The sequence below is a fragment of the uncultured Methanobrevibacter sp. genome (assembly GCF_902770715.1).
Taxonomy (GTDB): domain Archaea; phylum Methanobacteriota; class Methanobacteria; order Methanobacteriales; family Methanobacteriaceae; genus Methanocatella.
The window spans coordinates 1-24,887 of sequence record NZ_CACXTS010000021.1 but is presented as its reverse complement, the minus strand read 5'-3'; the positions used below and the strand labels follow the sequence as shown (position 1 = coordinate 24,887).

The following is a 24,887-nucleotide window of genomic DNA, read 5'->3' as shown; positions in this document are numbered from 1 at the left end:
ACACCGCAGAGGTCAAGCTCGTGGAGGCATTTGAATGAGAGGGGAATTTCCCTTGAGATTTTCAGGTCGGTTAAGGTCTGGATATCCTCTTTTGTGAAGCTGGTATCAAGAAGGGAGTTTATGAATTCCAGTTCGTTGTCCGTTATCCTGTCGTCCCCCAATCCGAGATATGCGAAGTATTTAAAGAGATCATCGACTATCAGGCTTTCAAGAGTTACATTGTCAAGGTCCCTAATGGAATCGCAGTAGGGTGTGAAAATGCCTAACGTTTTCACAAGGAAGTTCAGATTGGTCATATAACCGGCCAGATAGTCCATGTGGATTTTATCGACATCGCTATCGCAGCTTGAGCAAGTGTTTTGGGAGTTGTCCAAAATCTTTCCGCAATTTTTACAAACAGTCCACTCTAACATAGATGATACCTAATATTTTTTTAATAATATATTTTTTGAATTAAGATAAATAAGTTGTGTTTATCGAAGAGTTTTTTGAATATCATTAAAAATAGCCCATATCTGCAAGCTCGTTTAATCTCTCCTTAAAGTAATCCATATTCTTTGATTTGATTCCTGAATTCATGAACTGCATTATGATTTGGATTTCCTGCTCATAGAGATTTGCTTCACGGTATACTCTTGAGAGATTCAGATACGGATAGTCGTCGTTTATGAAAAGGTCGTTTTTCAGAAGTCTTCTGAAGAAATAGAATCCCTTTTCAAATTCTCCGTTTTCAATGTAGGCGTCACCGATTTTCATCAGCTTCTGCTTTTCGGCCGAATCAACTGTGTATTCCTCAATTGCTTCCTTAAAGGTATCCGGAAGGTATCTGTTTGCCCTGTTGCTTCTGACATATGATGTGAATCTGCTGTCGATTACATATGTTGTGCAGTAGTCTGAATCATATCTCATTCCCCTGCCGTGGGTCTGCACCAGGTTCAGGCAGGTCTTGAAGTCATACCATTCCATGTCAATGCTTGACCTTTCATAAATCTGCTTGTCTCCCCAGTCAGGATAAGGTATCTTATAGATTATCTGAAAGCGGCACAAGTCTCCCGGAAGGTCAACCCCTTCGCCCATTGATGGGGATACCAGAACCAATGGCTCGTCGGAATCGATGAAGATTTCAAGCATTTCCTGCCTGTTTTTCGAGTCATGGCCTATGAGTCTCGGACTGTCCAGATTCTCCAGCAGAAACTCCATGCATTTTGTGCTGACAGTGTGGATGATTCCCTTTTCATTTTCATGTTTTTTTAATATTTCATTTATTGGCCTGACGGTTTTTGGAGCGTTGACCTTGATGAAGTTTCTTGAAAGATTATAGCCCTCATATGTGATTATCTGATTTCTTTGGATGTCAAATGGGCTTTTTCGCCTTATTGCATATATCTCATCAGGTGAAATCCCAAGCCACTTGGCAAAAAGCTCACAGTCGAGAATTGTTGCGCTCATGAAAAGCACAACGTCAGCGTACTTAAAGAGAGTATCCTCGGCATAACGGTTTACCTTCAGGGGCTTGAACTGGGCAATCTCGTATGAATCGTCCCAGTCGAAAATCCATGTCTTCGGATCGATTATGATATGGTCGATGAAACGCTTGCAGTCACTTATCTGATGCCTGATGAATGCAATCTTTTCTGCAAGCTCCTCCTTTTCAAGCGATTCGAGCTTTTCAAGCTCCTTTGCGTATTCGTCCCTGATTTTGTTGATGAACCTCATCCATCTTGTGTAGCTTTGGGTGTTGAGCTCATCAATCAGCTCTTCTGTCAGCTCGAAGTGGAGATATTCCTCCAGATCCTCCTTGGAAAACTCCAGGGTCAGCTGGTCCATAAGCATTGACTCAAGGTTATGGGCCTCGTCACAGATGAGAAGATCCCTTTTCTGAAAGTCCTTTACGTAATTGAGCTCCAAAAAGAGATAAGGGTAGTTTGAGATGACTGATTCTGCATTCAGTGCCAAGTATTTTTGATGGTAATAGGGACAGGTGTTGTCCTCTCTAATCTCATTTGTTCTGTTTTTCAGAGAATACCTGCAGTCATGGCCTTCGACAATGCACTTGCCTTCGCTGCATGGCTTCGGAACGAGAGCATTCTTATACATGAGGCAGTTGAAGTTGGCCCGGCCCTTGACAACCTGCAGATTGCTGAAATCCCTCAAATACTGGTCCTGTAGTTGTTTGGTGATGGTTAAAATGTAGGAAGACTCAAAAATTGAAGCCAAAGTTGCGGCAATTGCGGATTTTCCTGTTCCGGTTCCTGCCTCAAGGACAATATACCTATAGCCCTCATCAACGGCTTTTAAGATTTCTGAGACTGTTTCAAGCTGGCCGTCTCTAGGGTTGGCAAACGGAAAATGTCTTCGTGCATTCGGATTTATCTTTGAGTAATTGCTATACTGCCAGCTTGTCATGACAATATGATATATGACATTGGTTTATAAATACAATTTTTGCAAGAGCATTTGAAAAGTAATATTGAAAGTGAATTTTTATCCATATTAAAAAAAAAGTAGTGGGTTTGAATCAAACCCTAAAATCAGTAATTTTCGCCAATCCATCCCTGGTTGTTCGGCCATCCGCATACGTCACAGTATCCGTCATCTGCCATTTCCGCTCCGCATTCGGGACATCTGCAGATTTCCCTTTCCTCAACGATTTCTACAATAATCTCCTCTTCCCCCTCGTTTGAGCAGTCTTCACATTCCCACTCTGAGTCGTCCCAGTCGATATAGGAATCGCAGTACTCGCAATAGATTACCGCCTCTCCGGTATCGGAGCCGCAGAAGGGACAGTCATAAAACTTCTCTTCCCAGTTCAGTTCGCTGCCGCAGAATGGACATTCACGTGTGATGTCCTCATCCTCAAGTTTGGCATCGCAGTTCAAATTCCTCTCCGCAGTATGGACATTCCATCATCTCACCTCATATCAGCTTTGCTATGACATATCTGTCAATGTATGTAAACATTATCTTTGCCTTCGCCCTGTCCTTAATCATGTCCTTGATTTTGCTTGCGCTTTTCGCTTCCCTTATCAGAGTGTTAGCTGAATTGGCCACATAACCTGCCGTTTTGCCGTCTATCTCAACCCTGATTGCATCGGAATCGTGCTCATTTTCGCTTTCCCTTATGAGGTCCACCGTTTCGCCGTCGTTCAATGGCCTGTGGTCATGGTAGAACCGGGTTCCCGCAATGCAGATTAGGGTGTCGGTGGTGTTTTTTAACTGTTTTTCCTGTTCTTCGACCCTTTCCACCTTGTCGTATAGATTGGCAGCCAAGAGATAGCAGATGTAGGCTTCCTTCCACTTTTCCATCAAGTCAAGGATTTCACCCTTTGACCTGAGAAATTTTTTCCGGTCATCCTCATCGGCAGTGAACTTCAATGCCTCATTGATGTATTCAAGAGCCTTGGTGTAATTTTTGGTGTAGAACTTCTCGTCATTTGACATCATCCAAAGAAGACGTGCCTTGTTGTTTTTGACGACCTGTGAGTTGAACATGGCGAGAGACCTGTTGTAATCTTTTAATGCGTGTTCGAATTCACCCTTGTTCTCCCAGATGATTGCCCTTATGTTGTAGAGGTTAAAGTCATTGGGGCTTTCCTCAATTGCCATGTTGATGACTGCAACGGCCTCCCAGTGCCTGCGCTGGTCTTTCAGGTTCAGTGCCCTGTCGACAAGCTCCTGCACATATGCACTTCTGGAATTTCTTGGAGGTTCCCAGTCATCGCCGTCCTCATCACCGTCGATGTATCCCATATAGGGGATGTCCGGAACGCCTACGCTGTCACCCCAGTCTGCAGGGTCTCCAACCTGCCATTCATACGGTTCGTAATCGTCTCCCATTTTAGTCACCAATGATTTTATTGATTAAATTTCTTTTCTTTAAGTTTATCTTTTATTATTTTATCTAATGTATTATCTTTACTTAAATAATTATCTGCAGATTCCTTGATATTGTCAACATAATTTTTAATTAATTCCTGATTTCTTAAGTCCTCTTCATCTATGAATTCAATGATTTTTTCTTCTTCAGGAGGCTCCGGAATAATTTCTTCTGGAGGCTCCAACATTGCTTCTGCTTTTTCCATTTTTAACATTTCAAGTTCAAGCCATTTTTCTTCTTCATCATCATGATATTCAGGAACATTAAAATCATAGTTTCTAGGTTCAAAATCAGGATAATCAATATCGCCTAAACTATCAAAAGGATCTTTTATGGACTCATCTTCAGGCCATACCTCATCAGACCAATTTTCAAATGGATCATCATACCAGTAGTCAGGTTCATAATCAAAATCCTGTGGTAAGTATTCTTCTTCAATATGTTCAAATATTAGCTCATCGATTGCTTTTTCAAAGTATGACTGCTCTTGAATTACATCGATTAAAATAGAATCTAAAAACTCCTTTTCATCAGTAATATGTTGCTCAATTAAATTTTTTAAATTATAATCTTCTTCATATTTTTCTATTTCTGCTTCCTGAATTATTTCCTCATAGAGTTTTGCATAATCTGGCTCTTCAAAGTCAAGCTCTTCTATTTCTTCTTCATAGTAATCCTCATAATCAGGTTCATCTGCATATAATTCATCATAATCCGGTTCGTTTACCTCATGATATACAGGTACATATTGTCCTGGATATTTAATCCCATCAATGTTTTCATCAGGACCTTCAGGATAATCATAGCCCTCTAAACTATCAAAAGGATCATCATTTGGAATATATTCCTGAAATCCATCCCCATTGTATGCGGATTCCATTGAATCATATTGCTGAAGATAAATTTCCTCCAATTGTTCATAAACAGGAGATGGCTCAAAATCAAAGTGATTATCAATATATTCTAATCTATCAGCGATTAATCTATCCAATTCATCACTTTCAAGAATATCATCGATTATTCTTTCAAGATATTCTTTCTCATCTTTTTCATGTTCTTCAATCAGGTGTTCAAGATATTCATCATCCATCTTCATCATCCTCTTTTTTCAAAAAGTTTTTAACATGTCTTTTTAAATCAGCATCTTCAATTTCGCCAATTAATTCCTCAACGGGAACCTCTAAATCAGTATCTTCATCTGCAGCTTCCAGTATTTTCATTACATTATCCTTAACATCAAGGACATTTTCTTTTATTATATTGAATTGTTCCTCTTCACTTAATAATTGATTTTTAAACTCGAATAAACCTAAGCTTTTCCAGAATTTATATTCGGGTAGGACATTTTTTCTGATGATATATTTTAAGAAAAATTTTTCTGAAATTCCTTTATCAAATAATGATTGGAAATCATCTATACTTTCATGCATACGACAATCCCAGTAGGTTTCAGCAAACTCCTTGAATGTTTCATCACCATTATACCCTTTTACATACCAGTTAAAGAACACATCTACATCGATATTGATTTTGCCTGCAATGTATTTTGCATGATATCCCTCTTCCACCATAGGAGTGATGATTTCAAGTTGATTTTCAACAAGAGCACAATCAATTTCTTTCTGTCTTAATTCAAAGTCTTTATCTATGAAATTGGCATTTCTTGCAGCACGGGATTCTGTTTTTCCTTTTTGAATAATCTCCTTTTTATAATTTTCAAGTTTGAATTCGAAATACTTATCAGCGAATTCATTGAATGGTTTTTTGCCTTCAAGACCCAATATATAATACTTGTTTAATTCATCTTCTGTTAAATGAGCTGATTTAAGAGCTTTTTTATATTTTGAAGACTTTATTTTGTCCAAGAATGTTTCCAATTGTGTTGGAATATACTTGTTTTGATAAACATCATAAAGTTCAATGTATTTCTCATCACCATTTTCCCCTAGCCTTATTAATTTTATTAAGTTATTCTGGGACATGTCGGCCAATGCGGCAGCTTGTTTTAATGTCAATCCCTTTTTAATAGCATTAACTAATACGCTTAGGGTTATGTTTTCACATTCCTTTTGGAAATTGATAAATATTTCATAATCATCTCTTCTGAGCCATTGATCAATTGTTTTTGGAGATTGATTGATTTTGCGTGCCGCCTCACCTTTTGATAGTGCATTAACCCTATATTTTACATAATGCTTCATTAACTTTTCAATTGTATCTCTGTAAAATTCGCATAATTCACCGGGATGTCTGAGTTCAAAATCTTTTCTTCCAATGATTAACCATTCATCAACCTCTTTTTTAGACAGATGTGCTTTTTCGATAGAATTTTCATAATTATTCTCATTTAAATAGAATAAAAAGTCGTTTCTTCTTTTAATTATGTAATCTCTTGTGTAAATTTTGTTGAATTCAGGATATTTATCAAGCAAACAGTTTAACTCATCTTGTGAAATATCAAAGTTATCCAAAAATTCTGTTTTTGTTTTATTTTCACTAATTGCCTTTAATATCAAATCCATATTTGTATCGTCAAGTGATTCCTTGAAATAATCAAGTTCTTTAACATGTGTATTTAACCAAAATTCAACAATATCTTCCGGGAGATGTAGATTAGCAATAATTTCTTTTTGGGTTTTACCCTGTGCTCTTAATTTAATGAAAGAATCGATTGATATTTTATTATAGTTTATGAAATCCTGATTTTTAATGCCACCTTCAAGCATTTTTAATTGCATGTTATACCATGAGATAATTTCATCCTCTGTTATTGTAGTATTTTCCATAATTTCAGATATTTCAATACCCAATGACAATTGTGAAATAAACTCCTTAAAAATTGCATCGCTGACAATCTTGTAAACCTGAGTGAAAGGTTTAATTGAATCCTTGCCTTTAAGGTAATAATCGGACTTTTTAATATCCTTTAAAGTCAATTTACCTGATGCAAATTCAGACAATACGAGTTCAATTTCACCATACAATTCAATTTCTTTTAAATAATTGTCAAATAGCTCATCATTGAAGCAATATGACTTGTCCACTTTTAAAATCAGGTTTTCGTTTAAAAGTTCACGAACCAGTGCATCGCTATATGGCTTGGAATAACCCAAATCGACAATATTTCTTTTAGTAAAATTGCCTTCAAAATGGTTCTTCATGTTAATAACATCTTCAACATGCTCAATTTTATTGTTGCAATCGCTGCAAAGGTTATGATAGTGGGAATTATTCTTACGACCACATATGATACAGTGATCAAATATTTTCTCCATCCTCTCAATGTGAGGAACTTCAACTAATTCTTTTTCGTCATTTTCTCTAAATGGAGGAATGAATTTTGGCTTTCCAAGGTAATCATATTCATTTCCACCGAATTCCTCAAAATATCTCCAGGCAATATGGAAAAGCTTCTCGTACAACTCCAATGCCAAACGCTTATCCTCATCAGCAGTCTTTTTTAGGGAGTAATGAGCAGTATTTCTAAGTTTATATGCATTAATCAATTGAGTTTCAAATGAATACTTGATTACCCCAAACATTGAAAGCTTTTTTACCTTTGGTGTGAAATTTGCATAGGGATTGATGTTTTTATTTCCTGATTTTAATAGCATATCATCCACAATGCATTCTAAAAATGTAGTTGCATAAGTCTTAATTGATGCTGGAGAAGTTGTAATTTCATCCTCAATTTGCAAAGCTATTTCATAAGCTTCCGGATTAAAATTTATTAAAAAATCAAATAATGTTGTTGTCATGGTATCAATCTAAATTAAATCCTTTTCTGTAAAAACATAATCGCAAAAGATACAAAACTCTCTTAAAGGAACAACTCTGCTACATTTAGGGCATTTAATTGTTTTTTGCTTTCTAATTTCTTTTCTTGATGTTGCAGAAGAATGTTCAAGTTGTCCTGGCTGATAATCCACATAATCATTACCTGCAAAATAGCCTCCTCTTGCCATCTAATCACCACAAATGAAAATTAGAGACTTATTAAATGCGTAAAAAAACATAGTACACTTATTATAAATACTTTTTACATCTTTGGTCATGGTTGTGACTCCTATAAATAATTTGGTAAATTATTATTTACAATTAAAAGTATTTAAATATTGTTATAATTTTGTATTGACTATATTAATAATATATGAGTATTAAATGAATTATTATAAAAAAGGAGTTTTACATATGACATTTGACATTTCACAATACAGATTAAAACATATCGTATCAATAAGACCTGGTTTGATGGATTATATTCCTATCCTGTTTGATATAGATGGCAGCAGTTATAAGTTTAAAGTTGAAGATGTTAGAAGTGAATATATTGAATACGTACAGTATTTTAAGCACACAGACATCAGATATGCTACTAGACCTATTGAAAAAGAAATTAATGAGATAACTCATGGAAAAAGTAAAAACCAAATGACCAAAAAACATCAATATTACGCATACAACTCCACATTTAAACTTCCAATTGAAGGTGAGCAATACGAGTTTGAAATAACCGGAATTGGCCCATCAGCAGTGAAATTAAGCTTATATCTCAGATACAATAATATTGAAAAATCAACTGTTTCCTTTGAAAGATCTTTAAAAAAACATATCTATGAAGAATATTCAGAGTTAATTGAAGGCAATTCCAGTTATCAATCAAAATTAAATGAACTTAAAAAAGAGTATGATGCTCAACAAACAAAACAAGCAGCTATTGAAGAGGAAGTTAGAAAAGAACAGGAAGAAAAAGAAAGAAAAAGACGAGAACTTGAAGAGTTCTTAAATAGTCATAAAACCATTTAATATCTAAATGATTCCTTATTTCTTTTTCCAAGAACATCTTTTTCTAGTGAAGAGATGTTCACTTTAATATCTTCTTCATTTGATTGGAAACATTTATAGAATGCATTAAATTCTTTTCTATCGCATGAATAATAGATAAATAAAGCCCATCTTTTTTTCAAATCATCAATTGGGCAAAATTTAATCAAACTATCTTTTAAAATTAATTTTTTATTGTTTTTTGGATTGTACAAATATAAAGATTCACGGTCAAGAGGTGTATCAAATCTAATATTATCATAAATTGGTTGAGCACAAGGCCCATTTAAAAGAATAACCCTATGTGAATAAGCCTGTTTATCTGATTTCATATCTCCAGTAACATAAATTAATTTATAATTTGAATAAACTTCCAATATGTCAAATATATCATCTAAATAGACATCCAATTCTTCGACAATTTGTTTAGCTTCATATGCATTTGAATGTGAACCATGAGCTTCATTATTTCTTAAATTTTTAGCAAAATCTAAAATATTTAATATTTTTTCACTTCCAATTTTCTCAAATAAATCTTCATCCAACTCAGAAGTGAAATTATTAAATTTATAAACATCTGAAAGGTTATTACATAAATATACCCAATTTGCAAATGTCATTTGTTTATATTCATTAGGATTTCTGGAATTCCATATTTTATTGAAATTCTTTTTATAAACATCATTTGGAAGACCACTTAACATTACAATCGCATTAAATGCTGCAATAAACTCAAATAATATCAAATAATTATCTTTTTTCTCAACAATCTCAAAGCCACCTTTTGTTGCAGATAAATAAGATATGGCTAAAGGCCATATTAATCCTTTATACGCATGCCTCCAACTTCTAGACAATTCAGTTATTTCATTAGTTTTATTATCAAAAGAAATATTTCCTTTTAGTTCATTGATTGAATTTTGCATATGTTTATAATCTAAAATATTTGAATTGAATTCTTTTTTGAGAAGATCAACGCTTTTAAAAAATTCACGACTTTCACGAGAAACCTTGACAATTTCTTTTTGTATATCTAACTCAGGAACGGGTATTTTAACATTCTTAATTTCATTTGGAGTGATATGCGTATTTCCTTTTGAAAAGTACAATAATTCGTCTAAACCATTTTTAGAGTTCAAATATTCATACAAATATTCCATAGAGACCTCTTCGTGAATATTTGTTACTTCAATATACACTTCCCCTTTAAAATCACTGATTTCATTATTATAAAAGACTAATTTTGATGTGCAGCTCTTACAAGTGGCTATCAATATTGAATTTTTTTCATTTTTTATATAGATATTTTCTAAATCTGCAAGTTTTCCCAGCTTTCTAAACTGAACTTCACCATCAATTAATGGTTTATTATCTTTATATAACAGATTTTCAGGGTTTTGTCTTTTTTTATAATACATTGCATCATTTAAAAAAGGTAAAGTTATGGACTGTGGAGTTTCAACAGCCTTTAAATCATGTTTAGAAAATTCATTTTCTATAGGTTGATTTTGCTTTAATGCCAATAAGCCATCGGCCAAATCATTAGTAATTACCCTATGTTTCCTTGTTGAAACATCTTCTTTAGAATTTAAGCTTAAAGATAATAATTCATCATTTATTGATTTTTTAGGTTTTAAACCAAAAATTTCGTCAATGTTTAACATTACTGCATTATCTGATTCTTTAAAATTATTATATGAATATAAAATTTTGCTTGTCAATTCTTCACCGGCATAAGTCCAGTCAACATCTTCAGATTTGTGGATTAGAGAATCTGATTCATCAATATATAAACATTCTGGAGAATTTTTTTGAGGATTAAAAATCAGAACTAAAAGATTATCATCCTCTTTAAAAATTGGAAGTGAAATAATTGATTCAAAGTAATTTCTATTCTTAAGATTTGAAATAATATTCATATTTTCTTCAAAATAACCTGATGAAACGCAAATAATCTTTTTTTCTTTAATAGTGTCAAGAAATGTGAAATTAAAATTATTTACATCATCAAAACCGCTATTTTCAATATCACTACTTCCAAACTGTAAAAGTAGATTATCTAAAAATTCTTTACTATTCATAAAAATTACCTTTGATTGTTCTTTCTGAATTTAACAGCATATACATTTAATTTTTCCATATCCTGAGGATTATTTTCAAAATCTTTTAAGTTACCTGTAAGCATTAATTTAATGGCATTTGAAAAACCTTCCCAATCCAAAGTATTGGATGTTTCATACTGCAATTCATCGTATTTAGGAACATCTTTAACTTTTGAAAATTCTTTTTTAATATCTTTCCTTAGGTTTTCATCAATGAAGGATTCCATTATTGGTTTAATATAGTCTGCAAACGTATTTCCGATTGTGTTTACAATTTCAACATGCTGTTCGGAATATTCTTGTAAAAACTCTGATAAAACTTGTTTATATGATCCATAATCCTGATATCCAAACATTGCAAACCTGCCTTCAACAGTATGTGCACAATATTCATCAACCAGACAATTCATTTTAACATTTGCCAGATTATAACATATAAATGCTTCAACGGCATCTGTTTTATTAGTATTTAATATTTCACAGGTGATTTGTTCTAATATTTCAGCCATTAAGAAATGAGACAATTCATGAATGATAGTTGTAATCTGCAATGCATCAGGCAATCTATCATCTATAAATATTTCATTATATTGGTAATAACCTAAATCCCCTCCACCTTCTTTATAATCCGTTTTAACGAATGTTTTTGAAAACAAAAGCATCTTATTTAAAGTTGACAGATTTGATAAATCAATTCCATATTCATCAATTAAATAGTCTAAAATTAATTTATAAGTATTTTTAATGTTATTTATGATATTATCAAACTGCAGTTGGGTAAAATTAAAGTTAATTAATTTAGTTTTGTTTTCATTTGAAAGTAACTGGGAAATCTCTGTAAATTTATTTATATGGGTGTTTAAATCATAATATCTATTTGGAAGAGTTTTTATATCAATAATATCTGTTGTTAAAGGTTCATCACAGTCACAGGAAATGCAATAATTAAATTCCTTCGGATATTTTAATCCACAACCTTTACAAACTTTTATCAGGTCATCAATATAGACTAATTCTGTTAACTCTTCATGTTTCGGACAGAAATTCTTATCATCAGTATACTTTTCTCTACATCTTGGACAAATTTTAACATTTTCATCATCCGTTTGAATAGCATTGGATTTAATTAAATCTTTTAAATTTAGATTGATTTCATTTTGAATATTATCCCCACCCACATAGATATGATATTCATTTGTAACATTGATTGTTTTTGATAAATCTTGATTTATAACATTAAGTTCTTTAGAATTGTCCACTTTGTTTAAACTTAAAATATTCAGTTCTTCTTTAGTATTATTTAAATTTAAAATCCTTGTTTCATTTATTTCTTTTGAATTATCCAAGTTTAATATATTCAATTCTTTAGGATTATCCGTATTTATTGTTGATTCCTCATATTCTTCATTATCTTCATCATAGATTAGATAATTTAAATCTATTGTAAAGTTATCAATTTTTTGCAGATTAAAATTAGTAATGATTTTCTTAATTGAGTTAATTTCAAATTGTTCCTGTTCGAATTCATCCTTAAGTGCATTAAACTCATCACTTTGAGATTTATCAAAATTAAATTCATCGAATGTGATTAATATATTATAATAGTAAGATAATTTTTTAAAGTCGTCGAATGAGTTATTGTACTGTTTTAAATAATAATCATAATCTTTAAATGGGATATCTTCACTGGCTTGATTATTTGAAAATAACTTTACTGCTTTTTTAATATTTTCTCTTAAATCCCTAAACATTACTACATTGCCATAACTTTTGTGTGAAGCGGGAATATTTCCCATAGTTAATACTTCAAATAGGTTATTGTATTCTAACTCACAATCCAAATATATTGTGTCTAATTGAGGATCTTTTAAATTTCCTAAAATATTGAAATTATATTGATTTAAAAACAAGCTGGCATCAACTATGACCAAATCAATTTCATTATTTTTGAATCTTTTTATTGTATCCTCTTCAAATTCATGTGAAATCTTTTCCGTTCCAACAACCTTTTTGTGAGTTATTTCCGCATTAAAATTGTCATTATATTCCTGAATATACTTTTCAAAGTAATCTCTCATTGGAGTTGATTCATAAATATCGTTTGATTCATGCCTTAAAATTGGCGCTACTTTTAAATTGGAACTTTTTAATGACTCATAATATCTAATTAAGTCATTATTTGAGGAAACAATTAAAATTGATTTTTTGTTAAAATTATCTACAATATAATCTGAAATTTTAGCTATTCTGATATCTGACGATAAATTATAATCCTTTGAACATTGAGCATCATTTACATATTCAATGTTAATCGGTAGATTTGTTTTTTCTTTAAGTGCATCACTAAATGTGTAATTGTAAATTTTTGAGTTAAAAATTGTTTTAGTGGTCATTTCTCCAATGATATTTTCATCAAAAACTGGAGTTTGAGTAAAACAATAAAATAATGAATTTTTAAAAATTTTTTGTAATTCTAAAGGGTTGTTTTTTGATGAATATTTTTCATAGTCATCAAAGATAAAAATAAAGTCATTATCTTTAATTGAATCTAGTTTTTCTTTTAGAGATAAGATATTAATATTAGTAAAAATTAGATTTTTCAAATTGATGTCCAGCATTAATTCCTTTTGTGTTTTTGATACGTTTAAATTTGAAAATTTGTCTTTAATGATGAAAATTACCTTATTATTTTCACTTAAAATCTGAGCAAGTCTTAAAGCCGTTGTAGTGCAGCCAGTATTTGATGTTAACCAAACATATCCATTTTCACCAGCATTAATTTTTTCTAAAACACCAGTTAATGCATCAATCTGATATTGTCTAAGCATGATATAATTGTTAGAAATTAAATCTTTGAAAATATATCCTGATAAAATCAGCATTAAATTATTTTTTATTAAAAATGAATGAGTAAAACTTTCTAAATCTTTATTATCAAACCAATTGTATGTTAAATTGTAATTAAAATCAGAATCATTGAAGAAATATTTTGTATTAGCCTTATTTGAAATTACAAAAATTTGTATAAAATCAAAAAGGCCCGAATAAGAATGATTGGAATAACGCTGAATTTGATTGAATGCAGTTATCAGATTACCGCCAGGCCTTTTAAGTTCAATTTGAACTAAAGGAAAACCATTAATTAAGATTGTAACATCATAGCGATTTTTATATTCTCCTTCTACAGTTATTTCTTCAGCAACCTGAAAAATATTTGATGAAAAATTAGAAAAATCAATGAATTTTACTCCATTATAAGAACCTCTAAGTTTATCAAATTTAGAGTTCTTATCACCTTGACTTAAATAATCCCAAATATCTTGAAAATTAAACTCAACATCATTATTAAATAATTTTAATTGTTTTTCAAAATTATCCATTAAATCAGCTTCGTTTTCAATATCAACATATTCATATCCATTATTTTTTAATAATTCAATGAAATAATCCTGGAGCTGAGATTCTGATTCTTCCAAATTAAACACCACTATGGATTACATGCACCACAAGGCACTTTACCATCTGCAATTGCATCTTCACGAGATTGATAAATGATTTTATTATCTTCACTGATTTTTTCGGCCCATTCACAGGTTGGTAAATGGAATTTTTCTGCTTTTGCACTAGCCCAATATTCAGTTGGTTCAGTGGTTGTGTCATCATCTTCACTTATTGGATCAACAGTTTCAGATTGTGCTTCAACATCAGTTGTTGAATTATCGCTTGAAAACATTCCACTTGCTAAAACACCTACAATTGCAATTACAGCAACAATAGCAATGACTGCAATAATCTTATTTGAGGAATTTTTAGATTTTGATAATGATTCACCACAGCTAGAACATCTTTTATCATTCTCATCGACAGTATTCCCGCATTTAGGACATTTAACCATAAGTCACCTACCTAAAAATTATTCTATAATTACAATATTGTTTTTAGTTAGTAATAAAAATTTAGTAAAAAAAAATAATGTAATCCAATTAAGGACTACATACTTGACATGGTTGATAACCTGCATTAATTGCTTCTGATCTTGAATGGAACACTACTTTATTATTTGAATAAATCTTTTGCGCCCATTCACAACTTGGTCTATGGAATTTACCTGATTTTGAACTTCCCCAGTAAGTTGCACCTGAACTTGAACTAGATTTAGAACTTGAACTAGTGGTTTTTTTCTTCTCTACAGGTTTATCCTTTGTCACTTTTTCAGATATTTTAATTTTTGAAGTGGTTTTGTTAAAAAGCACATTTCCAGAATCATCTTTAATTGTTATCTTTGCGCTTTTAACTTTATTAGCACCAGACAAAGGTATTTTATAAGATCCCTCATGGTCAACATAAGATTTTACAGTTTTGATAGATTTTTTATTTTTATCAAAACATTTAATAGTAACACTATAATTGCCCATTGAATCGGAACTTGATGATAGATTAAATTTTAAATAGGTCTTAGTGCTTTTTTTAGTATTTCCATTACTATAAGTGTGTGATTTTTTAACTTTTTGAATTTGTAATTTCTCAACATCTAAAGAAGGAGTATCTCCTCCAAATATATTAAAATCAAATAGTGCAAACTGATGAACTGAATTATCAGCAGCCATAATTGGAGAAACACAAATTAAAACACCAATAGCTAAAATTAATGTAATAATTATTTTTTTATTCATTGAAAAATCCCCCATATTAAATGATATTTTATAACTACAACTAAATAAAAATATGCAAATTGTTAATAAAATAGGAATAATTAAATAAAAAGATATTTCTGTAAAAAGATTGTTTTAATCATTCACTATACATCCATGGACTATAAATAATAGCATCCCTTGAAGTACGAGATCCCTTTCTTAATTTACGTCCATTAATAGACATGCCTTCTCCAACTTGATAACCATTTACATTACTCGGATCAATTGTAGGTTTCTTTTTGCTATTATTACTAGACCTATCAAGATAATATCTTTTATTAATATTACGGGACTTATTTTTTATACGATTTTTTGGTTTTTGAAACTTAGTAATATCATTAATAGATGAAGTAGGTTTATCCCTAGAATTGTTATGAATACGTTTAGGTTTATTTTTTTTATTTTTACCTGAAATTTCATTTAAAATACAATGAGGACAATTTCTGTATTTTGAATTGTACTGTTTTCCACATTTAGGACAAAGCATTTTAACACCTACATTAAAGTTTGTTGAACAGATTTTACTTCTTTTTTAACTTTTAAATTATTTAAATCTTTTAAAAATTCATCTATATCTTCAACTTTAATTGCACTTTCATTTTCACTTAATATAAATTCATTTCCATCGTAAGAACCATCAGGTCTTTCAGTTGGCAAATATGCATAAATTTGTCTATTATACTCGTTTGCAGCATTAACGGTATGCATTGTCCCACTTTTAACACCACATTCAACAACAAATGTTGCATCACAAAATGCTGCCACGATTTTATCCCTATCAATATAATTTCCTCTAGAAAGTTTTTCATTGGGTTCATATTCAGAAACTAAACAACCGTTATTCAAAAGAATTTCTTCAGCTAACTTTTTATTTGAAGCAGGTGTGATGACATTAACACCACTTGGCAAAATAGCAATCGTAATTTTATTTTCCTCAACAGTAGTTTGGTGAGCAATTTTATCACAACCTAAAGCCAATCCACTCACTACAATCCTATTAGAACCATTTATAATATTATTCACTATTTTTTCTTCAAATTTTTCACTATCATCTAGAGGTTTTCTTGTTCCAATAATAGCAATATTAGGTTCTTTTAAAGCATCCACATTACCTTTAACATATAATATTAAAGGTTTATCTTTTTCCATATCTAATAGTTTCTTTGGATAATTGTCATCTAAAAAAGTTATGGCTGAAATATCTGATGTTATTATATATTCATATGCTTCTTCGGCATGATCGACTGCTTTTTTTATTTCTTCAGGAGTAAATTTTGAATTCAATTTAACTTCTGAAACTAAATTATTGAAATCATCGGCATTTTTTAATATCTGTTCATATTTCGAATATATAGTTTTTTTACCCACTCTTCGAAGGCCATTTAAAAATATTATTTCTTTAAATTTCTCCATATCTACCCCTCACAGTTGCACCAATAGCTAATGAATAAATATTCTCTTCATCAATACCTTCATTAATTAAAATCTGTTTACATGCTTTCATTGTTGCTCCAGTAGTAGTAATATCATCTAAAATTATAAATGCAACTTTTTCTTTTACAAGATTATCCTGATTACATTTAATAGATTCAACATGTTGCTCACAGTTTGCACGTCCTTCACCCAAATGAGCTGTTGGTACATCTTTAATTCTTTCCAATAAATCTTTATAGTTTATTATTTCTTTTTTAAAACCAAAATTTGTTTGTGCAATTCCTTTATCATGCCATTCTTCAATAATATTAATCGTTTTTCGCATAGTTGATTTATTCTTTTTAGAAACTTTAGATGATGGAACAGCAATAAGAGCTATTTTATCTATTTCATCATCTATTTCTTTATTTGAAATGAGATTTATATTTTCCATAATTTCTTTTGTGAATATATTAACTATATTCTCATCTATTGAATCCTTATAATTTAAAATTATTTTACTGATTTCAACTTTATTAGGACTATAAACTTCCCATTTTTCCTGCGCTATATAATCATGTAAATAATATACATCATTACTTGTTTTATTTAATTGATAAATATCTTCATCAGTTTTGTTTAAATCAAGGAAAATGTTCTCAGTATTTCTGCAACCTTTGGTTTGATAGAAATTACATCCTAAAAATTTTCTATTTGGATTTTCTCTTTGTGATTTGACAATCAACATTCCTCCACATTGATCACACACTTTTGCATACTTAACATAGGATAATTTACGAGATTCCTCACCATATACACTATTATGATATGGACCTCCATCCCAACCACAAAAATTTGAACATTTAAAGTAAGAAGTTCCATTTTCATTATTTACAATGAGATTAACATTACCTTTGTTACATTTAGGGCAAATATTATCAGTTTCAAGTACATCAAATGGTTTATCCAGTAATAAACTTATTCTTAAAAGTTCTTCATTAGAAAATATGAATTTTAAAGATTGGACTTTATTATTATTTTTAATTTCATCAATAAACTGTGATGGTTTAGTTTCATTATGTAATAAGAATACATCTTTTACTGTTCTTGTTAAAGCAACATAAAAAAGTCTTCTTTCTTCCGGATAATCAATACCTTCAGAAGTTTCTCTATTTACAAAATCCAAAATTGGGTCATTAGCAATTTTATTTGGAAAACCAATTATGCTATCTGATAAATTAACTACAACAACATAATCTGCTTCAAGACCCTTAGATTTATGTACAGTTCTAAATTCAATATCTAAATCAGGATTTTCTTCATAAACAATTTTTGTATAATCATTTTCTTCATATAACTTAAAAATCTCTCTACATGAAATTTCATAAATATCCCTATTATTTCTTCCTAAAATTAAGATTTTAGCACTGCTATTTTTTAGTGAAATCTCATCAAGTATATTAATTAAACTTAATACTTTTTCAGATTTGGACATGCACCCTACTAATTTAATTGGTTTTTTGGTTAACTTATCATCAGATTTTAATTTTTTTGGAATTTGTTTTTTATTTTTCTGGATAAACTCACCTACAACATCAATCAAATCTTGTGAGTTTCTATGAGTAATTTGAATTTTAACCATTTTTGGATTTTCAAAATACTTGTCAAAATCTGAGAATAGACTTACATCACAACCAGTAAATCCATAAATAGACTGCCAATCATCGCCAACAACAACTACCTTGGCACCAGTACGATTTTGCATTTCTTTTAATAGGGAATATCTAGTATATGATGTATCTTGATATTCATCAACAATAATATACTTATACTCTCTAATATGCGCCCCTTTCCTTAAAGCAATAACCGCATCATTAATCATATCATTAAAATCAATATATTTGCCTTTTATTTCATTAGAATAAATTTCATATATTTCAGCTATAATTTCCAAATAGAATTTGTTTCTTTTTTCTATAGATCCATTATATTTTTTATGATTTTCATCAATATACTGCTTAAATTTAAATTTAGATATGTCATTACCATCATAATCTAAATATTCTGCATTTCCCTTAAATAAATTGATAAAACGTTCAACAGTTTTTATAAAACTTTTATACTCAGGCAAATTATCTTCAATAATCAATAAATTAAATAATTTTTCATAATCAATTTCATTAATTTTAACACCATTTTCAGCCAGATTATATTCAATACTTTCTAAAAGTTCATCTACATCATCATAGTATAATATGGACACTAATTTTGTTTTATGGGATTTATTAAACTTATTTCTATAATCTAATTGTTTTCTTATTTTTTCCTTAGTTTCTTCTGACGATTCAATCTCCCAATTAGGTTTAATAGATGAAGATAAATTTATGTAAATATTATAATCCGGCAAATAAAAATTTGTATAATACTCTGAATCGTGATATCCAAAATCATTATCAATTTCATTAATTAGTTCAAATTTAATATCGTTAGGAATAAATTCGCATTCTGAATCAAATAAAAATGAATTGTATTTTGAAATAAATTTATCATAATTTTTATCATCATATCTAAAATTAACAAAATATTCAAAATTTATATTATGTATAAATAAATAATTAGCCACAGTTAACTCTTGTATGTTTTCCATGTACTCTTTTTTTTGTTTAACATGCTCAACTTGAAGATACTCTTTTAAATATTCATCAAATTGATCTAATTCATTTAATTTACTCCTAATTGTTTGAAACTTAAAATTAGAATCATTAATATAAATAATATTCATATAATAACAGAAAAATTCAATGAAATCTTTTAATAATTTAGGGTTTTCAACTATATTCTCTTTAAAATAATCATCAATCAAATTTATCAATTCTCTATCTGGAACTTCCCTACCTTCACCATTTTCGCCTAAAATTTTAAAACCTATACTATGAAATGTTCTTACATCAACTTGATTATTTCCAAGAGTTTTTTCTAGTTTTTTTGCCAAATCATCACGAGCACTATTAGAAAATGAAATACATAAAATATCTGATGGGGAAATACCCTGTTTTTCAATTAAATATTTTACTTTAGCTTGTAGAGTTAATGTTTTACCAGTTCCCGCCCCTGCAACAATTTGAGTATTATCATCATCAGTTAAAACAGCTCTAATTTGATCTTCATCTAAGCTTCTTCCAGCAATATTATCAAAATAAAATCTTTCTAACTTAATTTGCTCATCTATATATTTTTCGTTATGTTCATCAACAATGGAATCTATATCCCACTTAATATTAAGAGATCTAATTAATTCTAGTTTTTCGGAATTAGAGATATATCCATTTTTAAAATTATTTATACAATCAATTTTTTCTTTTTCAATGAATTTATCATTAAATTCATCAATATAATCGTCCATTTTAAATAAATCAAAATAGTTACAATAACTTTTATTAAACCTACTTTTAAACTCTTCATAAATATTCTCATCAATATAGACATCTTGAGAATCTAACAAACTCATAAACTCACTAAAAATGACATTTTTCTCTTTTTCAATGAATTGTTCATTAAATTTATCAATATATCTCCTCATATTTAATAAATCAAAATAGTTACAATAACTTTTATTAAACCTACTTTTAAACTCTTCGCAAATATTCTCATCAATATAGGTATCTTGAGAATTTAACAAACCCCGAAACTCATTAAAAATAATATTCTTTTCTTTGGCAATGTGGCGTTGATTAAATTTATCAATAATGTTATCCATTTCTAAATAGTCATAATAAGGACAATAATCTTTATTGAATTTTTTTCTATAATTTTCCCTTTCATTCTCCTCAATGCACTTATCATTGGAGTTTAAATCTCGTTTAAATTCACTTAGAACAATCTTTTTTTCTTTTTCAATGAATTTTTCATTAGCTTTATTAATTATTTGATTAAAAACTCCCATTAGTTCTTCTTTTGTGAATTTTATTTCATTTTTATTTTTTATTAATTTTAAAAATTCATCATAATTATTTTTTAAATAAGTTTTATAATCTTTCCAAATAAATTTTGAACCGGGATTAATTTCTAGATTATTAATATCAAATTTATTCAAATCTCTATAATAACCACAAGAACATTTTAGTATTGTTCCTTTTCTAAAAATTATACTCCCACAATTTGGACAAAAATCCATATTTTCACCATTATAAACTATTTGAAAAAAAATCAAAATTTATACATATTTCTTGTTAATAATATATGTTTAAATCAATATAAAAAATGTATTATTATTTCAGATAGTTCTCAATGAAATTATTAAAAGCAACATTATCTACAAAACCAGCACTATAAACGATTCCAGCCCTTTCATATCTTCTGTGGTAAGTTTGCAGGCTTGATTCATATGATGAATCCAATTCCCTGTCGTGCTTTTCTTCTGCTAGGCGTTTGCATATTGACGGAATCATGTTTGAACATCTGTATGATCTGCCTCTTGACCTTTGACGGTTAGGTTCATATTCATCTGAAATTGAAACGACCCTATAGACTATTCTTGATTTTTTGAGAAATTCCCTAATATCCAAATATTCCACGTTATTCTTATTTTTGTCATAGTATTCCTCATAGATTAACGGCAGGGCTATTGTTACGGTTTCCAAAGGTTTATGTGCAAGACCGTTGAGCATCTTGTCTGAGTATTTTGAGACAACCTTATCAAGTAAAAATAGTTCATGCTCAAGCTCGTCATTCAGCCTTTCATTTTTGAGTTTCAGGTTATCTACCGCTTCAACGAGAGTGCATTTGGTTGAAGTCTTGCATAAAAAATCTCCCTTAAACTCAATTAGAAAAATGAAGAAGTTATTGTTTTCCTTTTTATACCATATTGCATCTGTTGTTTTTGGAGTTATGAGTAAACTGCCTTCTTTAAATATTTTGCAGGAATGGCAGATATCGTCCAGGGCATACATCTTAAACTCGTTTTCCCCATTTTCCATCGGCAATATGGAGATTCCCTTTGTGTTTTCTGCAATTTCATGAGCCTTCTTGTAGAATTGCGGAAATGATCCAAGAAATTCGACAAATTGGGCTTCCTCTTTAGTCAGTGACATTGCCTTACTCCTTAAACAATATTTTAGCTTTTAGCTTGTCAAGTTCATCATATGGTTTGGTAAGGTTTTCATAGACTTCACCCATGTTTTTGGGGTTGATTTTCCTGAAACTGAATTTGTCATCTGCTGTTTTTTGAGTCAAATAGAAATTAGTGTCGTTTATTAAATCATAATATTGTGCATAAAGTGAAATTGCCTCAATAAACATTGGACTATTGGAGTTTAGATATATATGAATGTTTAAATCTTTGACAAGTAAAACCAGAATTTCTGCAAATTTGATTTGCCACTCAGGATGCAGGCTGGCTTCGGGCTCGTCAATGATTAAAAAGGAGTTTTCTTTTAATTTATTGTTTTTGAGAAGCAGTTCTATGATTCCGATTTCTTTTATTCCAGAAGAAGTTGTGTTTAAGCAATTCTCCTTAATAATATTTTGGATTATATCAATATTTTTAGATTCCTTAGTTTCATCGCTTTCCTCTAAGGCTTCCTTGATGTGAATAATATGGTCAACCCTTAATATATCCAAATCCTTTAGGTCCAAAATTGAGATGTTGTCTATATAGAAAACATCATGAGGATTTAAATTGCCTTCAAAAGTAACATCCAAATCTTTATCTAAGCCTTCGCTATCCATCAGATACTCAAATGATTCATCTTCGTTTCTTGATTTAAAATAGCAATATAATAATTTAGATATCATTGATTTGCCGCTTGAGTTGACTCCACCGACCACATTGATTTTGGAAATGTCAATGTTTGCATTGCTGATTGGACCTACATCATTTATTTCAAGTTTCATGATTTCACCTTAATATATCAAAACTCCAATAATTTGGTAATATTTTTAAGAAATTCATTTTTATTAAAAAATATGATTTTTTCTTTAAATATTTTTTCTTTTTGTTCCACATCAATAGAAGATCCATTCCAATTTACAACAACAATAGGAATATTTTCTACAAATGGAACTTGTTCGAAATCTTTGTAATATGCTAAAACTTTATAAAAACTCTTTCGCATATAATCATAACTACTAGAATTTTTTACTTCAATAATACGATGAAAACTATTTCCCTCATTATTAACTATTTCAACAATCAAATCCGGTCGTCTAACATAAGTAGGGAAATTAAATTCATTATGTCCCGTAAGCAAACGATACAACGAATTTTCCTTAAAAACATCAGGCATATTCTGATAATAAACTTTTACAATATTTCCATCCTTCAATTTTGCTTTTACAGGATTATTATGATGTCTATACATCAAACCCATTTCAAATGAATCTTCAATACTATTTTTCTCTAAATTTGAAATAACATTAAATAAAACATATATCTCAAATAAAGTGTCATTATCAGTAGCGACAATTATTTGATTTCTTATTACATTAATTAGACTAAATCTGTCTTCAATAATAAACAACTTTTCATATAAATCAAATACTTTAGCTACTTTATGATATAAATTATTTCTATGATGAAACAATTTATTTAAATCTTGAGCACTGACAGACTCCAAATCGCTTATATCATTAAAATATACATTGCGAAGAGTATGAATGCTTAAATTATATATATCTTTAACTTGGTCATACCAACTTTCATAAATCTCATTTAAATTTTTAAAATTAATATTTGATTTCTTAGTGTTAATAAATGTCAAATAATTCTGAAACAGGAAAATAATTTTTTTAAGAATAAATTTTAAAATTCTATTTTCTATTAAATCGTAATGTTTTAAAGGAGGAGAACATATAAATAAACTAGGATCGTTAAAACCTTTTGAAAACCTGTATTTAATAGTTTTATTCCAGTTAATATTACCCCTTATAACCCCACGACATTCAATATCCTCTTTATTTGTTGAATGAGCTAAATTTCTTAACAGATGAGGAATTACTTCAAATAATTCCTTTACATTATCATTTAATAAAAAATGAATAGTTTTAAGAACCTCTAATTCTTCAGATTTTAATTTGAATAAATTAGCAATATCATTCGATTTAAATGAAACCTTACCATCAAATAGATATTTATAAAGATACTTATCTATTTCTAAAATATATTGAAATTTATTATCATCATTTAATTTTTCATAAATATCCTCTGAAATATTATCTTCTTCAAATTCACCATATTCACCAAATGATTCGTCCATAATCACACCCATCTTTTAATAAAATGGTTTTAAGTCATTTAATTTATTATAAAATGATTTTACATTATTTTCATCATCAAAAACTTTATTAATAAAAAATTCTTTCAAGATATCTAGTTTTTCTCTAGATAACCCTTCAAATTGTGGAATGATAAATGCATTAATCGCTTCTGAGAGAATTTTATCATCATACTCATTATTTCCTTCTATATCCAACCTATAATTAAGATATTTAATAATATCTAAGAAAATTGCAGGACCTATTTGCCTATTTATAACTTTAGATTCTTCCCCATAATTTATCGAATAGACGGATTCTAATTTATCTATAAACTTTTTAGTTGACTGTATAAATTCTTTTAGATTTTTATTTTTTGTCCAAAGTTCAATTAATTCTTTAAATTTTTTTGGAACTTCAATTTCAATAAATGTAAATCTTCTCATAAAAGCATAAGACAAATCAAACAATGAATTTTTATCATAAGAGTTCATAGTTGCAATGATTCTCCAATTCTTGCCAATATAATAAGTTGCCTCATTTTCAACATAATCTGAATGACATTTTTCCCATAATTTAATTTTAATTGATTTTTCTTCATTGCCTAGATCTTTAATAGAATATGGCAATTCAACATTTTGCCCTGAAAGTACTGTGAATAATTGTCCAAATGACTTATCAATATCCGCACGATTAATCTCATCAATAATTAACCATTTATTCTCA

18 protein-coding genes and 1 pseudogene are annotated in these 24,887 nt (G+C 29.6%); 1 reads left to right on the top strand and 18 read right to left on the bottom strand.

Annotation, left to right across the window (positions count from 1 at the left end; all coding sequences use genetic code 11):
* Positions 1-498: 498 nt before the first annotated feature.
* The 7 genes and pseudogenes from QZU81_RS07095 to QZU81_RS07065 all read right to left on the bottom strand — a co-directional run bounded on the left by QZU81_RS07095 (position 499) and on the right by QZU81_RS07065 (position 7,842).
* On the bottom strand, positions 499-1,716 hold the full coding sequence (locus QZU81_RS07095) for a helicase C-terminal domain-containing protein (RefSeq protein WP_295590742.1): 1,218 nt from the start codon (positions 1,714-1,716) through the stop codon (positions 499-501).
* A 132-nt stretch (positions 1,717-1,848) separates the two neighbouring features.
* Positions 1,849-2,406: pseudogene (locus tag QZU81_RS10925) on the bottom strand (DEAD/DEAH box helicase family protein); the annotation flags it as partial.
* 125 nt (positions 2,407-2,531) lie between these two features.
* Positions 2,532-2,879, bottom strand: coding sequence for a hypothetical protein (locus QZU81_RS07085; RefSeq protein WP_295590736.1), 348 nt, complete (start codon positions 2,877-2,879; stop codon positions 2,532-2,534).
* 37 nt (positions 2,880-2,916) lie between these two features.
* A complete protein-coding gene (locus QZU81_RS07080) occupies positions 2,917-3,837 on the bottom strand; it encodes an HIRAN domain-containing protein (RefSeq protein ID WP_295590734.1) in 921 nt (306 codons plus the stop codon).
* A 17-nt stretch (positions 3,838-3,854) separates the two neighbouring features.
* Positions 3,855-4,967 (bottom strand): hypothetical protein, encoded by a 1,113-nt coding sequence (locus QZU81_RS07075; protein ID WP_295590733.1) that lies wholly within the window; start codon positions 4,965-4,967, stop codon positions 3,855-3,857.
* Positions 4,960-7,635, bottom strand: coding sequence for a hypothetical protein (locus QZU81_RS07070; RefSeq protein WP_295590731.1), 2,676 nt, complete (start codon positions 7,633-7,635; stop codon positions 4,960-4,962). The genes QZU81_RS07075 and QZU81_RS07070 overlap by 8 nt, the downstream gene beginning before the upstream one ends.
* A gap of 9 nt (positions 7,636-7,644) precedes the next feature.
* Positions 7,645-7,842, bottom strand: coding sequence for a hypothetical protein (locus tag QZU81_RS07065; protein ID WP_295590729.1), 198 nt, complete (start codon positions 7,840-7,842; stop codon positions 7,645-7,647).
* Between the two features lie 226 nt (positions 7,843-8,068).
* On the opposite strand from QZU81_RS07065, the gene QZU81_RS07060 reads away from it, so the two are divergent.
* Complete coding sequence (locus QZU81_RS07060; RefSeq protein WP_295590727.1) at positions 8,069-8,683, top strand: hypothetical protein; 615 nt, start codon at positions 8,069-8,071, stop codon at positions 8,681-8,683.
* On the opposite strand, the gene QZU81_RS07055 is transcribed toward QZU81_RS07060, so the two are convergent.
* From QZU81_RS07055 to QZU81_RS07005, 11 genes are all read right to left on the bottom strand, one after another.
* Positions 8,680-10,782: a restriction endonuclease subunit S gene (locus QZU81_RS07055; protein ID WP_295590724.1), complete on the bottom strand. Its 2,103-nt coding sequence runs from the start codon at positions 10,780-10,782 to the stop codon at positions 8,680-8,682. The genes QZU81_RS07060 and QZU81_RS07055 overlap by 4 nt on opposite strands.
* Before the next feature lie 5 nt (positions 10,783-10,787).
* On the bottom strand, positions 10,788-14,279 hold the full coding sequence (locus tag QZU81_RS07050; protein WP_295590721.1) for a type I restriction endonuclease: 3,492 nt from the start codon (positions 14,277-14,279) through the stop codon (positions 10,788-10,790).
* Positions 14,280-14,290: 11 nt separating this feature from the next.
* Positions 14,291-14,698: a zinc-ribbon domain-containing protein gene (locus QZU81_RS07045; RefSeq protein ID WP_295590718.1), complete on the bottom strand. Its 408-nt coding sequence runs from the start codon at positions 14,696-14,698 to the stop codon at positions 14,291-14,293.
* Between the two features lie 88 nt (positions 14,699-14,786).
* Positions 14,787-15,476 carry an Ada metal-binding domain-containing protein gene (locus QZU81_RS07040; RefSeq protein ID WP_295590716.1) on the bottom strand — a complete coding sequence of 230 codons (690 nt, stop codon included), beginning with the start codon at positions 15,474-15,476 and terminating at the stop codon, positions 14,787-14,789.
* 118 nt (positions 15,477-15,594) lie between these two features.
* Positions 15,595-15,984: a hypothetical protein gene (locus tag QZU81_RS07035; protein ID WP_295590712.1), complete on the bottom strand. Its 390-nt coding sequence runs from the start codon at positions 15,982-15,984 to the stop codon at positions 15,595-15,597.
* Positions 15,985-15,992: 8 nt separating this feature from the next.
* Positions 15,993-16,910 (bottom strand): DNA-processing protein DprA, encoded by a 918-nt coding sequence (locus QZU81_RS07030; RefSeq protein WP_295590710.1) that lies wholly within the window; start codon positions 16,908-16,910, stop codon positions 15,993-15,995.
* Positions 16,897-21,084, bottom strand: coding sequence for a UvrD-helicase domain-containing protein (locus tag QZU81_RS07025; protein WP_295590706.1), 4,188 nt, complete (start codon positions 21,082-21,084; stop codon positions 16,897-16,899). The genes QZU81_RS07030 and QZU81_RS07025 overlap by 14 nt, the downstream gene beginning before the upstream one ends.
* A 94-nt stretch (positions 21,085-21,178) precedes the next feature.
* Positions 21,179-22,000 (bottom strand): hypothetical protein, encoded by an 822-nt coding sequence (locus QZU81_RS07020; protein WP_295590704.1) that lies wholly within the window; start codon positions 21,998-22,000, stop codon positions 21,179-21,181.
* A gap of 4 nt (positions 22,001-22,004) precedes the next feature.
* Positions 22,005-22,802, bottom strand: coding sequence for an AAA family ATPase (locus QZU81_RS07015; protein WP_295590702.1), 798 nt, complete (start codon positions 22,800-22,802; stop codon positions 22,005-22,007).
* Between the two features lie 17 nt (positions 22,803-22,819).
* Entirely contained in the window at positions 22,820-24,163 is a 1,344-nt protein-coding gene (locus QZU81_RS07010) for a hypothetical protein (RefSeq protein WP_295590699.1), read from the bottom strand.
* A 15-nt stretch (positions 24,164-24,178) separates the two neighbouring features.
* The coding region (locus QZU81_RS07005) for an AAA family ATPase (RefSeq protein WP_295590698.1) at positions 24,179-24,887 on the bottom strand (709 nt) is incomplete at its 5' end.